Raw genomic sequence first — 13,675 nt, 5'->3', positions numbered from 1 at the left:
GGCTAGTAACCTACGGGGTCGTAGGTTACGCTACCGTAGGTAATCGAGAGGAGGGCTGACGATGGCAGTAACCGACGTTCCCGCATTCACGCATCTCACCGATGCCGACATCGAGAATCTGGGCATAGAGCTCGATGCGATCCGTCAGGACATCGAAGACTCCCGCGGTGAGCGCGACGCGCGCTACATTCGTCGCACCATCGCCGCCCAGCGTGCCCTCGAACTGACGGGCCGCGCCATCCTGGCGGCCAGCTCGCGGCGGTCGGCGTGGTGGGCGGGCACCGTGACCCTGGGCGTGGCCAAGATCATCGAGAACATGGAGATCGGCCACAACGTCATGCACGGCCAGTGGGACTGGATGAACGATCCCGAGATTCACTCCTCGACGTGGGAGTGGGACATGAGCGGGGCGTCCAAGCACTGGCGCTTCACCCACAACTTCATGCATCACAAGTACACCAACATCCTCGGCATGGACGACGATGTCGGCTACGGCGTCATCCGGGTCACCCGCGACGCCAGGTGGAAACCGTTCAACCTGTACGGCAATCTGCTGTTCAACACCCTTCTCGCGATCGGTTTCGAGTGGGGTGTCGGGCTGCAGCACCTGGAGCTCGGCAAGATCGCCAAGGGTGGCGACGACCGTGCCGCGACGCTGGTGCGCGTCAAGGAGTTCGGCGTCAAGGCCGGCGGACAGCTGTTCAAGGACTACGTCGCCTGGCCCGCTCTGACCTCGTTGTCGCCCGGTGCGACGTACAAGTCGACCCTGAAGGCCAACGCGGTGGCCAACGTGATCCGCAACGTGTGGGCCAATGCGGTGATCTTCTGCGGCCATTTCCCTGATGGCGCAGAGAAATTCACCAAGACCGACATGGTGGGCGAGAGCCGCGGTCAGTGGTACCTGCGTCAGATGCTGGGCAGTGCCAACTTCAACTCGGGTCCCGCGCTGGCCTTCATGAGCGGCAACCTGAGCTATCAGATCGAGCACCACCTGTTCCCGGACCTGCCGAGCAATCGGTACGCCGACGTCGCGATCCGGGTGCGGGCCCTGTGCGAAAAGTACGACCTGCCCTACACCACGGGGCCGTTCCTGGTTCAGTACGGCAAGACGTGGCGCACGATCGCCAAACTGTCGCTGCCGGACCGGTTCCTGAAGGACACGGCCGACAACGCCCCGGAAACCCGCAGCGAGCGGATGTTCACCGAGCTCGAAGGGTACGGCGTCACCGATCCGACTACCGGACGTCGCCGTGGCCTGAAGACGGCCATCGCGGCGGTTCGGGGTTGGCGCCAGCGCTGAGTCGATCACGCCGGGCTTGGATTCCAAGCAACCACCCCGCCTACTCTCAGGGGTCTGGCAGCTGTCGCTCATAATCTGTCGCTCGTGAAGAAGTTGCTCGTGGCCACCATGGTGGTGGGTGCCTCGGCCGTCCCGGTAGGTGTGTTGGCCACCGGGACCGCCGCGGCCGACGGCTACGCAGGGCAGAAATACTCCGACGTGCAGTCGGCGCTGGCCGACGCAGGCATGAAGGGTGTTGTTGCGGCCCGCTCGGGTGATTCGTTGTCCGACGACGACTGCGTGGTGACCCACTCGGAGAAGGCGCACTGGCACAAGGGGAACAACTTCGCGCCGGTCACCGACACCGAACTGCTCGACCTCAACTGCAATGCCTCGGTGGCCTCGGCCACGACGCCGGGCAACTCGGCGGCCAGCCCCGAGGGACGTGCCGCGCTTGCCGACGCCAAGCAGAAGGCCGCCGAGCAGGCGGCGGCCCAGCAGGCCAAGCCGGCGCACTGACGTGGCGTGGCCGCGCCGCCGTCACATGTTGATTTCCCACACCTTCGGCCAGTCCTTGCCGCGGAATGCCGCGTCGGTGCCGCCGTCGATGAAGATCACCGACCCGACGAAGTAACTTGCCTCGGGGCTCAGCAGGAACGCCACCAGAGCGGCCACCTCTTCGGGGCGCCCGCCGCGCCCGGCGGGGATCGTCTTGAGGAACTGCTCCATCCCCTGGCCGGTCAGCGGGTCTTTGCGGCCCTCCTGGGTCATCGGCGTCTCGATGAGCCCCGGTGCGATCGCGTTGAGCCGGATGCCCTCGGCGATGTACTCCGCGGACTTGGTGCGGGCGTAGTACGCCAGGGCGGCCTTGGTCGCCGGGTAGGCCTGCAGTGCCGCGTAGTCACCGTAGGTGGAGGCGATGGTGTTGGCGCCTACCTCATCGCCAGCCAGGCAGGCATCGGCCAGCTCGACCGGCCAATTGGGTTGACTGGTAGTCGAATTCGAGCTGATCAGCACCACCGATGCGTTCTCCCGGCCGGCCAGCAGTGGCGTCAGGCCTTCCAGCAGCTCGATGGCGCCGAAGTAGTTGACGGCGATCAACAGGCCGGCCGGACGTCCGGTCGCGGCCGCCAGCCCGGCGAACGGCACGAAACCGTCGATACCGTCGCCGGCCAGCTCGTTGACCTTGGTGATCGCCTCTTTGCGCCCTTCCGGGGTGCTCAGGTCCACGTTCACGTCGGCGTCGCGTAGGTCGATACCGATCACTCGGTGTCCGTCCGATTCCAGCCGCTTCTTGGTTGCCGCCCCAAGCCCGGAGGCGCTGCCGGTGAGTACGTAAGTAGCCATGTTCAGCGACCATAGTCCTCGCGGCGTCGGCGCAGGTCAGGCTTCCCGGAGAGCGGTCAAGAGGTGTCGGGCCGCCGCGACCCGGCCCGCCGCCGGCCCGGTCAGGGCGTCCAGCGCGCATTCGGGATCGGCGGGCGCGCCCATGTGACCGCATCCGCGTGGGCAATCGGCGATGGCCTCGGCCAGGTCCGAGAACGCCAGCAGCACATCGTCGGGTTGGATGTGGGCCAGCCCGAACGATCGGATACCCGGGGTGTCGACCACCCAACCGGCGCCGTCGATCGGCAGCGCCACCGACTGCGTCGAAGTATGTTTGCCCTTGCCGACTCCAGACACCTCGCCGGTTGCCCGATCAGCATCCGGGACAAGGCGATTCACCAATGTCGACTTGCCGACACCGGAGTGGCCGAGGAACACTGTGACCTGCCCGGTCAGCATCGGTGCGACTGCCTCGAGGGGATCGTCTCGGCCGGCGTTGACGATGGTCAGGTCCAGTTCGGCGAACTGTGCAGCGAAGGGCTCTGCGGGTGCCAGATCCGACTTCGTGAGGCACAGAATGGGTTTCAGGCCACCGGCGTAGGCGGCGATCAATGCGCGTTCCACGAAACCGGTGCGCGGTGGCGGGTCGGCCAGCGCGACCACGATGAGCAACTGGTCGGCGTTGGCGACCACCACCCGCTCGGTGGGGTCGGTGTCATCGGCGGTGCGGCGCAACACCGTTCGGCGCTCACCGCGCCGCACTATGCGGGCCAGGGTGTCCGGACGGCCGGAGAGATCCCCGACGATGTCGACGTCGTCGCCCACCACGATCGGGGTGCGGCCGAGTTCGCGGGCCCGCATCGCGGTCACCCGGAGGTCCGGGTCGCGGCCGAGTGCACATCCCCAGCGACCGCGGTCGACGGTGATCACCATCGCGGACTGCGCATCCGCATGGTCCGGCCGGGTCTTGGTGCGCGGACGGGTACGCCGCCCCGGTCTGATCCGGACGTCGGACTCGTCGTATTCCCGCGCTCCCAAGGGGTTTACTTCCCGCCCGTCAGCATCTGCTGCCACATCAGCGGGAAATCGGGCAGGGTCTTGGCCGTGGTCTCGATGTTCTCCACCGCCACACCGGGAACCCGCAGGCCGATGATCGCCCCGGCCGTGGCCATCCGGTGGTCGGCGTAGGAGCGCCACATCCCCCCGTGCAGTGGGCGGGCCGTGATGAGCAGACCGTCCTCGGTCTCGGAGCAGTCGCCGCCGAGTCCGTTGATCTCGGCGGTCAGCGCTGCCAGCCGGTCGGTCTCATGTCCGCGCAAGTGCGCGATGCCCCGCAGCCGTGACGTCGAGCCGTCAGCGGCAAGTGCGGCCAGCGCAGCCACGGTGGGAGCGAGCTCGCCGACGTCGTGCAGGTCGGCGTCAAACCCGCAGTATCCTTCGGCGCCGCCGACTTCCAGATATGAATCACGTTGGTGAACAGTCGCACTCACCTTCGTCAGCAGACCGAGGATGGTGTCGGCGGGCTGGATGCTGTCCGATGGCCAGCCGGCGATCCGCACCGTTCCGCCGGTGACGATCGCAGCGGCGAGAAACGGGGTGGAATTCGACAGGTCGGGCTCGATATGCCAGGCCCGCGCGGCCACCGGTCCGGGGAAGACCCGCCAGCGGTTGGGGACCGAATCATCGACCTGGACGCCGGCGTCGCGCAGCATCGCCACCGTCATCGCGACGTGCGGGGCTGAGGGCACCGAGGTTCCGGTGTGCACGATGGTGAGCCCGTCGGTGAAGGTCGCACCGGACAACAACAGCCCGGAGACGAACTGCGAGGACCCCGACGCGTCGATCTCGACGGTGCCGCCGGCCACGGCGCCACGGCCGCGCACCGCGAACGGCAGTGCGTCTCCGTCGACGTCGACTCCCAGGCCGACCAGCCCGTTGAGCAGCGGCGAGATCGGTCGGGCCCGGGCTTGCTCGTCGCCGTCGAACGTGACCGACACGGTGCCCAATGCGGCGACCGGGGGCACGAACCGCAGCACGGTGCCGGCCAGTCCGCAGTCGACCCGCGCATCCGGGGCCGGCGCGATGCGGGCGCTGACCGTCAACTCGGTGTCGTCATGTTCGGCCGGAGTGACGCTGACGCCGAGGGTGCGGATGGCGTCGATCATCAGATCGGTATCGCGACTGCGCAACGCGCCGTGAACCGTCGAGGGGCCCTGTGCGGTGGCCAGGGCGGCCAGCACGAGCGCGCGGTTGGTCAGCGACTTCGAACCGGGCACCGTCACCGTGGCGTCGACCGGGGTCGTGGCCGACGGGGCCGGCCACTGTGTCATCTGCTCCTCACGTGCGCTCACGCACTACATCCTGCCTTGTCCGCGGACTCTGCAACCATGGGCACTATGTGTGGACGTTTCGCGGTGACCACCGATCCGGCATTGCTGGCGCAGAAAATCCAGGCCCTTGACGAGACTGCAGCGAGCACGGGCGACAAGGACGTCGCGGGCGCCGACTCCGCCGCCAATTACAACGTGGCGCCGACCACGACCATCTCCAGCGTCGTCAAGCGGCACACCGAACCCGAAGACGAATCGACCCGCCGGGTCCGCTCGATGCGCTGGGGACTGATCCCGCCGTGGGTGAAGACCGCCGAGGGTGGCGGTCCAGATACCAAGGGGCCCCTGCTGATCAACGCACGCGCCGACAAGGTCACCACCTCTCCGGCATTCCGAAACTCCGCCAAGAACAAGCGCTGCCTGATCCCGATGGACGGTTGGTACGAGTGGAAATTGAACCCTGGCGGCGACGGAAAAGCTGCTGGATCTTCTAAGAAGACCCCGTACTACCTGTACGGCGCCGACGGTGAGCTGCTGTTCATGGCGGGGCTGTGGACGACATGGCGCCCGCAAGGCGCACCGAAAGACGCGCCGCCCCTGCTCAGCTGCACGATCATCACCACCGACGCCGCCGGCCCGATCGCCGAGATCCACGACCGGATGCCGCTGACCATCAGCGCGCCGGACTGGGACCGCTGGATGGATCCCGACGCCCCCATCGACGACGGACTGCTCCGTGGTCACGGGGACCTGGACCGGATCGCCGTTCGCGAGGTGTCTCGCCTGGTCAACAGCGTCCGCAACAACGGCCCCGAGCTCATCGAGCCGGCCGAACCAGAAGAGGTGGGGTTGTTTTGAGCACGCCCGATGCCGATGTGGTGGACGCGATCGGTGCCGACCTGCGTTCGGCCGGATTCACCACCGACGGGGTGGCCGAACTGCTGGGCGCCGACGCCCACGCCGCGCTCGGCCGGGGCGCGTGGTGGCCGGTCCTACGGGTCACCCGTGCGGCTTCGGCTGAGCGGCAGCGGTTGGCCGTGATGGTGCGCCTGCTGCTGCTCGGTACCGAGGAGTCGCGGGAGGACGTCGAGGCGGCGTTCCCGTCAGTCAGCCTGCAGACCCTGACCGCCCATGGCGTCCTGGAACTCAACGGTTCCACGGTGCGGGCGGTCCTCGACATCCGGCCGCACAGCGACGGAACGCGGGACTTCTGGGTGGTGTCCGATCAGGACGCCGCGGTGCGGCGGGGTCCGTTGCGGCACGATCACGTGCTCGGGATCGGCGGGGCATCGGTGTCACTGGCCCGCGCCGTCACGCGTAACCCCGTCGGCCGCGCCCTCGACCTCGGAACCGGATGCGGTATTCAGGCGCTGCACCTGGACGCACACTGCGACGAGATCGTCGCCACCGACACCAACGAGCGGGCGCTGGAACTGGCGGCGATGACCGCGCGGCTCAACGGAATGTCGTGGGACCTGCGCCACGGCAGCCTGTTCGAGCCGGTGGCGGGGGAGCGTTTCGACCTGATTGTCTCCAATCCACCGTTCGTGGTCGGCTCGGGTGCCCGCGACTACATCTACCGGGACTCCGGCCTGGCCGGAGATGCGTTGTGTCAGAGCCTGATCGAGCAGGTAGGTGATCATCTGCTGCCCGGCGGTACCGCGCACATCATGGCGAATTGGATCGTGCGCGAGGGACACGACTGGCAGGACCGGGTCCGCGGCTGGTTGGCCGGCACCGGTCTGTACGCCTGGGTGGTGCAGCGTGAACTGGCCGACCCGGTCAGCTATGTGTCGCTGTGGCTGGCCGATGCCGGGGAGGACCTCGAACGGCAGGCGCAGCGCGGCGGGCAGTGGCTCGACTGGTTCACCGAGCAGGGCATCGCCGGCATCGGCATGGGCATGATCTCGCTGCGGGTCCCGCGCAGCGGGGAGCCGCCCGAGCAGATCCTCGAGGAGATCACCGGCGCTGACGAGGCGGTCACCGGAGCCGAGGTGGACGCCTTCTTCGCCCGGCGGGCCTACCTGCGCGACACGTCCGATGACGCGCTGCTGGCGGCCCGGCTCTCCACGGCGCCGGTCTTTCTGGAGGCACAGTCACTACCCGGACCGGAGGGCTGGCAGGAGGTCGGGGCCGCGGTGCGCCGCCCGGGTGGCCCGGCCGCGGTCATCGGGGTCGACGAGGTACTGCGGGCGTTGCTGGCCGGCTGCCGTGGCGAGGTGCCGTTGGGCACCTTGATCCAGCTGTTGGCCACTCATCACGGAGTGGATGCCGACGCGCTGGCGCAGGCCGCCCTGCCCGAGGTGCGTGAGGCGATCGGGCGCGGAATCCTCTATCAGGCTGAATGATTCAGTGTGCGCGGTGCGCCGTCACCACCGCATACGGCGCCTCGAAGGCAACCTGCCCGGCGCTGTCGGCGTGTGTGCTCAGTGCGCCGGTGAAGGCGTCGAGCAGACGGCCCCGCGTCGTCTCGTCCAGCTGGCTCAACAGGTGGACATGCATCGGTGACTCGTCGGAGATGAAGCGCACCGCGGACTCGACCGAGGCGAATTGCCACGTATGTGAACCGGATTCGAACTGAACGTTGTCGAACGCGGCGCCCAGGCGCGAGTGCACGACGTCGAGATCGCCCCACTGATCGGGAGAGTACGCCCCGGCAGGCGGCTGGCCGAGGGTCTCGACGATCGGGGTGAAGAGCGGGCTGCCTGCCCCGTCGCGAACCCAGGTCGAGAACGCGAACACCCCGCCGGGCGTCAGCAGTCGGCGGACCTCGGCGATCAGGCTGGTGGGCTCGACGAAGATGATGCCCATGTTCGACACCACGGTGTCGAACCCGCCGTCGGGCAGGCTGGTGCGCGCGGCGTCGGCGACCACCCACCGCACCGCGTCGGCCCCGGGGCGCCCGGAGGCGATGGCGATCAGCTCGGCGGTCAGATCGACACCGGTGACCCGAGCGCCGGCCTCAGCGGCGGCCAGCGCGGCGCTTCCGGTGCCGCAGGCCAGGTCGACCAGCGTGGTTTCCCGGATCGGCCGCAGCGCGTCGGCCGTGGCGACGACCTCACCGGCGATGACGGCGATGCGCTCGGCGACGGCCTGGTAGCGGCCGGCGGCCCAGTTTGTCGGCCGCGGGTCGGGGCGTTGTGGATCAGGCATGCCGACGAGCCTAGATGGGGTATGCGGATACGCTATCGCTCCCGGTGAGGCGGGCAGATGCTCGATGAATGACCGAATCACCGGCGAAGCCGAGAGAAGCACGGCGATGAAATGCCGGGGTGCAGTGCTGCGCGGCGTCGGCATGGACTGGGCGATCGAGGAGATCACCCTCGATCCACCTCGTGAGGGCGAGGTGCTGGTCAAGATGGCGGTGGCCGGGATCTGCCACACCGACGACCATTTCGCCACCGGTGACATGGTCCCTTCGCCGGAGTTGGTGGCGATGTACGAGGCGATGGGTGTGCCCGTGCCGGACTACTTCCCGATGCTCGGTGGACATGAAGGTTCCGGTGTCGTGGAGGAGGTCGGTCCGGGGGTTCGGTCGGTGCATCCGGGTGACCACGTGGGGCTGTCGTTCATCGCTGCGTGCGGCACATGCCGCTGGTGTGTGTCGGGGAGGACGTACCTCTGCGACAACGGGGCGATGATGATGGCCAAAGAGATGGTCACCGACAACACCGTGCGGCATCACGTCGGCGACGAGGACCTGATGGCCTTCGGTCAGCTGGGCACGTTCTCCGAATATGCCGTTCTCGCCGAGCAATCGGTGATCAAGCTCGACGATTCGGTGTCACTTGAGGCGGCGTCACTGCTGTCCTGCGGCGTGACGACCGGCTGGGGTTCGGGGACCGTCGGCGTCGGAACGCAACCCGGCGACACCGTCGTTGTGGTCGGCACCGGCGGGGTGGGAATCAATGCGGTTCAGGGTGCCCGCGCTGCGGGCGCCAATCTGGTGATTGCAGTGGATCCCGTTGATTTCAAACGGGATACGGCGAAATTCTTCGGCGCTACGGATACCTGTCCGTCGATCGAGGCGGCGATCCCGCTGGTGCAGGAACTGACGCGCGGGGTGATGGCCGACCGGGTGGTGCTCACGCCGAGCGTGGTCCGTCCCGAGATGATCGCCCCGGCGTTGATGTTGACGAGTAAGGGCGGCACCTGCCTGATGACCGGCGTCCCGAAGATCGAGTTCAGCCTGGTGCCGATGCTGCTGGTCGACATGCTGCAGAACTGCAAGACCTTCAAGGGGTTGCTCTACGGCGGTATGAACCCCCGCGCCAGCATGCCCATGTTGTTGGACATGTACCGCAACGGCCACCTCAAACTCGACGAGCTGGTGACTCGGCGGTACCGCCTCGATCAGATCAACGACGCGATCACCGATATGCGTGAAGGCCGCAATATCCGTGGGGTGATCGAGTTCCCTTAGAACGGTGGGGCTTTGCCGCCCTCTTCGTTGAGTCGGCGTTCAGCGTTGATGCGTTGGGTGCGGGTTTGTTGTCTGGTGCGAGTGCGAGTTGGCATCTTGATGTCGCGGTTGGGCTGCGATGCCGGTGCCGGCTCGGCCGGTGGTGGTGGTGTTTGGATGTTCCATTGCGGGAACAGGATCTGGCTGAACGGGGTGGTGTGGTAGATCTGTCCGGTCGGGGAGGTCCAGGTGTGGCTGCCGTCGGGATGTTGTACGTCGGTCCAACCGCCGTCGGCTGCCGGGAACGTTTTCAGTAGGTGGTGGGTTCGGCATTTGGGGCCGAGGTTGCCCGGATGGGTGGCACCTTGGGGCCACGGGGTGGCGTGGTCGAGATCGCAATGCTGTGCGGCCACGCCGCAGCCGGGGAACATGCACCGCATGTCGCGCAATCGGATGAACGCCGCCAGTTTCGCGGAGGGACGGTAGTGGTTTTCGGTGCCGCGTGCGCCGGCGTCGGAGACGGGCTTCACGGTGGCGCCGGTGGCGATCAACTCGGCCAGCAAGGGTGCCGGGACGATGCCGCCGCCGAGGATGACCGCGGGGCTGCCGGTGACGGCCGGTTGGGAGTCAGCGGCGAAGTCTGCAGATTCGCCGTGCAACCGCGCATCGCGGGAAGCGACGTCCTTGGCGCCTGTCTTCCCGGCAGCCTGGGCAGCGTTGTCGGTAGGTTCGGTTGCAGCGCAATCATTTTCGACTGTTACATCATCTGCCTCTGGCGGCTCCGGTGGTGCGTCGTTGTGCCCGGGCTCCTCGGCGGGCGCCGGGAGTGTGTCGGTGAGCAGGTAGATCACCACGTTGCTGGAGCGGGGGTCGGCGCCGGCGGCGGGGCAGTCCGCGCTACCGCACAGGCAGGTGAGCCGCTCGGCGCGGGCCGCCAACGCCCCGAGCGCATCGGAGCGGCGCTGGGCCGTGGTGCGAGGGTCGGCATCGCACACGCTGCGGGCGATCTCGGTCAGCGCGTTCTTGAGGAGGGCGCCGTCGGTGGCCAACAACCGTCCCCAGATCGACACGGTGCCGTTGGGATCGTCAGAGTCACCGAAGTTGATGTCGCGATCGCGTGCGCCGCGGCGGCCACGCCGGACCGCGGCGGGGTCGAACTTCTCCACCCACACATCGATTGCCTGCTCGGCCTTGTGCACAGACAGGGTTCCGTAGCTGGTGGCGGTTCCTGCCAGGGCGGCGTCGATCAAGGCCAGCGCGTCTGGGTCTACGACGAGCTGGGTGTTCCACGTGATGGTGGCGATCACTTTCGCCGAGATCTCGCCGCGCTGGAACACCTCGGCGACTTTCGGCAGTCGCTCGCGCAGGGCCTGGGCGATACGCATCTGTGCCGAGGCGGCGTGGCGGCCCAGGTTGCAGGCCGCACTGACCGCCGCGGCCGCAGTTTCCCACCCGTCGATGGCCAGATGGGCGGACACGTCGTCCTCGTCGTCGCAATACCGGGTCACGATTTCGGCGATGATCCCCAGGCGTTCGGCGGCAGCGACCGCCTCGGCGCGGGTCGTGTTCTGCAGTGCATCGACTAGTGCCGCGTCGGTGAGCGACGGAACATCCAGCAATTCGAACACATGTTCGATATTACTCATGTTTTTGCAGCTCGGCAACGACTTTCGATTGTCGCTGAACTCTCGCTTTGTCAGGCGGGCAAACGCCTGACGGGCCAGTTCTAAGGCTGGACGTATCCGGGCGGATTGGGGGTGTCCACCCACAGGTCCACGCCGAGGTCGCCGCCGGGTGTGCAGTCGTACACCGACAGATCGGTGACACCGTTGGCCAGCAGCACGTCCTCGCACAGCAGGCTCTGCCCGGTGTACTCCCGCGCCGGCTTGTTGAAGATCGCGTAGGCGGCATCGGCGTAGACGTCGGGCTTGCGGGCGCGGCTCATGGCCTCGTCTCCGCCGAGCAGGTTCTGGACCGCGGCTGTGGCCACCAGTGTGCGCGGCCACAGCGTGTTCGACGCGATCCCGGCCTCACGCATCTCTTCGGCGATACCCAACGCGCACAGCGTCATTCCGAACTTGGCCATCATGTACGCGGTCGGCTTGAGCCACTCGGACTCCAGCCGGATCGGCGGGGACAGGGTCAGGATGTGCGGGTTCTCCCGGCCCTTCATGTGCGGGATGCAGGCCTGCGACACCGCGTAGGTGCCACGGATCTGGATTCCGTTCATCAAATCGAAGCGCTTGAGCGGTACGTCCTCGATGGAGCCGAGGTTGATCGCCGAGGCGTTGTTGACGCAGATGTCGATGCCGCCGAACTGCTCGACGGCCTTGGCAACCGCAGCGGCAACCGAGTCACCATCACGCACGTCACCGACGATGGGCAGGGCCTGCCCACCGGCCTCCTCGATCTCCTTGGCCGCGGTGTAAACGGTGCCCTCGAGCTTGGGATGCGGTTCGGCGGTCTTGGCGACCAGCGCGATGTTGGCGCCGTCGGCGGCGGCCTTCTTGGCGATCGCCAGGCCGATACCGCGGCTGGCGCCGGAGATGAACATGGTCTTCCCGGACAGAGTCATAGAGACACGATAGGCCGACCCGGTTGTCCTGATTTCGACGGTGCAGGGCAGTAACAGGCGGACGATGGGGGGACAGTGCCATCGACTGCGCCAGACAAGGAGAAGAACCATGAGCGTCGTCCCGGCAGGGACCGTGCTGACCTGTGCTCACGAGGGCTGTGGGTGCCGGATCCGCGTCGAGTCCGAATGCCATTGCAAAGGCCCCGAAAGCAATTACAAATGCACATGCGGCGCCGACATGGTGCCGGTCACCGAATAGGTCAGCCCGCAGCGTTGGGCTGCAGCGGGGGACAGGTGCCCGCTGGATCAGCGACGAGCTCGAAGTGCCACAGCTCGTTGGCGTAGATCTGGCACAGCCCGAAGCGTGCGCCATTGGCGATCAGCCAGTGATCGGCCTGGGGGCCCCCGACGTCGACCGCTTCACCGGTCACGTGCCGGGACGCCGTCGACGTCTGCACGTACTGGCGGGCAGCCGCGAGGCTGCCGTACGTCTGCACGGCCTGATCGAGAAGTGACTGCTGGAAGTCGGCCGACCGCCACCCTGAATTGATCGTCATGGTGACGCCGTCGGCGGCCGCGGCGTTGGCGGCGTTCTGAACAGCGGCCAGCAGGCGCGGGTCCAACCGGCCGATCGCCGGGTTCTGCACGTCGAACGGGGTCAGGACCTGCCCGTCGGGCAGCGAGCCGTCACCTTGGGTCATCGGGACGGTGTCGTCGACCAGCCGGATCTGAGGGGACGGGGCGGACGTGCCGAACAGGGTCACCAGTGCGGCGACACCCGAGGCCACCGTTGCACCCACCATCATCGGCATCACCGGGACCACACTACTGCGCCCGTCCCCGGGCCAGGGCGATCGTGAGCTCAGCCACCAGCGCTTCGATCCCGGCCGGATCCTTCACACGCTCCGGCACCCAGGCCAGGGCGATCCGGGCCGGCGCCCAGGTGGTCTCGTCGATGGGTACGAGCGTGAACTCCGGCGGCGAGAAGATCTTGCCGATCAGTGACTCGGGCGCGTACGGCACCACCGCGACGAGGTGGCGGTTGAACACCTGGGCGGCCATCTCCAGTTCGCCGCCGAACTGGTTGGTGGTGCGCACGATGCGGGTCACCCCACGCGCGTGGAGGGCACGGGTCAGCCCGGCCAGCATGACCGGATTGGGCCGGGCGAAGTCGATCACCACGTCGCGATCGCGCAGCTCCGCGATCGACACCAGCTCCTTGGTGGCCAGCGGATCGTCGAAACGCACCGCCACCGCGCCCTGGAAGGTCGCCACCACCCGGTACTGCAGCCGCTTGTCGGCGGTGGGCAGATGGATCAGCCCGAGGTCGAGATGGCCGGACACCAGCTTGGCCGTCACCTCGGCAGCTGACCCGGGAACGCTGAATTCCGTGGGCACCGCCAGGTTCGCGACGGCGGTCTGGACCTGCGCCACGAAATCCGACGGCGCATAGGCGGTCGCCCCCACCCGGACCGTCGCGGCTCCCTCGGTGAGCCGGGTCGCGGTGGCCTTCATTTCATCGACCTGGCGCAGGATTTCGCGCGCCGGGCCGAGCAGTTTGGCGCCCAGCGATGTCAGCCGGACCTCGTGGTAGTTGCGCTCGAAGAGTTGCCCGCCGAGCTCCTTCTCCAGCAGCTTGATCTGCTTGCTCAGCGGCGGCGGCGTGATCATCAGCCGGTCGGCGGCCCGCTTGAAATGCAGCTCCTCGGCGACCGCCACGAAGTAGGAGAGTCTGGTGAAGTCCATGCGGTCTTTTCCGGCGT

General features: G+C 67.4%; 14 protein-coding genes. 6 read left to right on the top strand and 8 right to left on the bottom strand.

Annotated features, from left to right (window positions below):
• Positions 1–61 precede the first annotated feature (61 nt).
• Together JOF57_RS17610 and JOF57_RS17605 are read left to right on the top strand one after the other, a co-directional pair.
• Positions 62–1,300 (top strand): fatty acid desaturase family protein, encoded by a 1,239-nt coding sequence (locus JOF57_RS17610; protein WP_209918546.1) that lies wholly within the window; start codon positions 62–64, stop codon positions 1,298–1,300.
• 84 nt (positions 1,301–1,384) lie between these two features.
• Positions 1,385–1,798, top strand: coding sequence for a hypothetical protein (locus JOF57_RS17605; protein WP_307870043.1), 414 nt, complete (start codon positions 1,385–1,387; stop codon positions 1,796–1,798).
• A gap of 21 nt (positions 1,799–1,819) precedes the next feature.
• Here the strand turns inward: JOF57_RS17605 and JOF57_RS17600 are convergent, their stop codons facing one another.
• From JOF57_RS17600 to aroA, 3 genes are read right to left on the bottom strand one after another with little or no spacing between them, the layout of a single operon-like run.
• Positions 1,820–2,626, bottom strand: a complete 807-nt coding sequence (locus JOF57_RS17600) for an SDR family oxidoreductase (protein ID WP_209918545.1) — start codon at positions 2,624–2,626, stop codon at positions 1,820–1,822.
• Positions 2,627–2,662: 36 nt separating this feature from the next.
• Entirely contained in the window at positions 2,663–3,643 is a 981-nt protein-coding gene (gene rsgA / locus JOF57_RS17595; RefSeq protein ID WP_209918544.1) for a ribosome small subunit-dependent GTPase A, read from the bottom strand.
• A 5-nt stretch (positions 3,644–3,648) separates the two neighbouring features.
• Positions 3,649–4,935, bottom strand: coding sequence for a 3-phosphoshikimate 1-carboxyvinyltransferase (gene aroA / locus JOF57_RS17590; protein ID WP_209923463.1), 1,287 nt, complete (start codon positions 4,933–4,935; stop codon positions 3,649–3,651).
• Between the two features lie 66 nt (positions 4,936–5,001).
• On the opposite strand from aroA, the gene JOF57_RS17585 reads away from it, so the two are divergent.
• The gene (locus tag JOF57_RS17585; protein ID WP_209918543.1) at positions 5,002–5,793 is read left to right on the top strand and encodes an SOS response-associated peptidase; all 792 of its coding nucleotides are present in this window, start codon (positions 5,002–5,004) and stop codon (positions 5,791–5,793) included.
• Positions 5,790–7,283: a DUF7782 domain-containing protein gene (locus JOF57_RS17580; protein ID WP_209918542.1), complete on the top strand. Its 1,494-nt coding sequence runs from the start codon at positions 5,790–5,792 to the stop codon at positions 7,281–7,283. The genes JOF57_RS17585 and JOF57_RS17580 overlap by 4 nt, the downstream gene beginning before the upstream one ends.
• 1 nt (position 7,284) lies before the next feature.
• On the opposite strand, the gene JOF57_RS17575 is transcribed toward JOF57_RS17580, so the two are convergent.
• Positions 7,285–8,088 (bottom strand): class I SAM-dependent methyltransferase, encoded by an 804-nt coding sequence (locus tag JOF57_RS17575; RefSeq protein WP_209918541.1) that lies wholly within the window; start codon positions 8,086–8,088, stop codon positions 7,285–7,287.
• Between the two features lie 106 nt (positions 8,089–8,194).
• On the opposite strand from JOF57_RS17575, the gene JOF57_RS17570 reads away from it, so the two are divergent.
• Entirely contained in the window at positions 8,195–9,358 is a 1,164-nt protein-coding gene (locus JOF57_RS17570) for an NDMA-dependent alcohol dehydrogenase (protein WP_209923461.1), read from the top strand.
• Here the strand turns inward: JOF57_RS17570 and JOF57_RS17565 are convergent.
• Both JOF57_RS17565 and JOF57_RS17560 read right to left on the bottom strand, forming a co-directional pair.
• A complete protein-coding gene (locus JOF57_RS17565) occupies positions 9,355–10,983 on the bottom strand; it encodes an HNH endonuclease signature motif containing protein (RefSeq protein ID WP_209918539.1) in 1,629 nt (542 codons plus the stop codon). The two genes, JOF57_RS17570 and JOF57_RS17565, sit on opposite strands and share 4 nt — an antisense overlap.
• Positions 10,984–11,063: 80 nt before the next feature.
• The gene (locus JOF57_RS17560) at positions 11,064–11,912 is read right to left on the bottom strand and encodes an SDR family oxidoreductase (protein WP_209918537.1); all 849 of its coding nucleotides are present in this window, start codon (positions 11,910–11,912) and stop codon (positions 11,064–11,066) included.
• Between the two features lie 109 nt (positions 11,913–12,021).
• Here JOF57_RS17560 and mymT point away from each other — a divergent pair, with 109 nt between their 5' ends.
• The gene (gene mymT / locus JOF57_RS30975; protein ID WP_234938165.1) at positions 12,022–12,171 is read left to right on the top strand and encodes a copper-binding metallothionein MymT; all 150 of its coding nucleotides are present in this window, start codon (positions 12,022–12,024) and stop codon (positions 12,169–12,171) included.
• A gap of 1 nt (position 12,172) precedes the next feature.
• Here mymT and JOF57_RS17555 read toward each other — a convergent pair whose 3' ends face one another.
• Both JOF57_RS17555 and JOF57_RS17550 read right to left on the bottom strand, forming a co-directional pair.
• Complete coding sequence (locus JOF57_RS17555) at positions 12,173–12,718, bottom strand: M15 family metallopeptidase (protein WP_209923459.1); 546 nt, start codon at positions 12,716–12,718, stop codon at positions 12,173–12,175.
• A gap of 19 nt (positions 12,719–12,737) precedes the next feature.
• Entirely contained in the window at positions 12,738–13,658 is a 921-nt protein-coding gene (locus tag JOF57_RS17550) for a LysR family transcriptional regulator (protein WP_209918535.1), read from the bottom strand.
• Positions 13,659–13,675: the final 17 nt, after the last annotated feature.

The sequence above is a fragment of the Mycolicibacterium lutetiense genome (assembly GCF_017876775.1).
Taxonomy (GTDB): Bacteria; Actinomycetota; Actinomycetes; order Mycobacteriales; family Mycobacteriaceae; genus Mycobacterium; species Mycobacterium lutetiense.
Note: the sequence above shows the minus strand (reverse complement) of the source record. Positions and strands in the feature narration are given on the sequence as shown.

What these genes read in the sequence shown, in the direction of transcription:
- JOF57_RS17555 (WP_209923459.1), bottom strand. Translation starts at nt 12,718, where the DNA reads ATGATGGTGGGTGCAACGGTGGCCTCGGGTGTCGCCGCACTGGTGACC.
- JOF57_RS17565 (WP_209918539.1), bottom strand. Translation starts at nt 10,983, where the DNA reads ATGAGTAATATCGAACATGTGTTCGAATTGCTGGATGTTCCGTCGCTC.
- JOF57_RS17575 (WP_209918541.1), bottom strand. Translation starts at nt 8,088, where the DNA reads ATGCCTGATCCACAACGCCCCGACCCGCGGCCGACAAACTGGGCCGCC.
- JOF57_RS17550 (WP_209918535.1), bottom strand. Translation starts at nt 13,658, where the DNA reads ATGGACTTCACCAGACTCTCCTACTTCGTGGCGGTCGCCGAGGAGCTG.
- mymT (WP_234938165.1), top strand. Translation starts at nt 12,022, where the DNA reads ATGAGCGTCGTCCCGGCAGGGACCGTGCTGACCTGTGCTCACGAGGGC.
- JOF57_RS17560 (WP_209918537.1), bottom strand. Translation starts at nt 11,912, where the DNA reads ATGACTCTGTCCGGGAAGACCATGTTCATCTCCGGCGCCAGCCGCGGT.
- JOF57_RS17600 (WP_209918545.1), bottom strand. Translation starts at nt 2,626, where the DNA reads ATGGCTACTTACGTACTCACCGGCAGCGCCTCCGGGCTTGGGGCGGCA.
- JOF57_RS17585 (WP_209918543.1), top strand. Translation starts at nt 5,002, where the DNA reads ATGTGTGGACGTTTCGCGGTGACCACCGATCCGGCATTGCTGGCGCAG.
- aroA (WP_209923463.1), bottom strand. Translation starts at nt 4,935, where the DNA reads ATGACACAGTGGCCGGCCCCGTCGGCCACGACCCCGGTCGACGCCACG.
- JOF57_RS17570 (WP_209923461.1), top strand. Translation starts at nt 8,195, where the DNA reads ATGAAATGCCGGGGTGCAGTGCTGCGCGGCGTCGGCATGGACTGGGCG.
- JOF57_RS17610 (WP_209918546.1), top strand. Translation starts at nt 62, where the DNA reads ATGGCAGTAACCGACGTTCCCGCATTCACGCATCTCACCGATGCCGAC.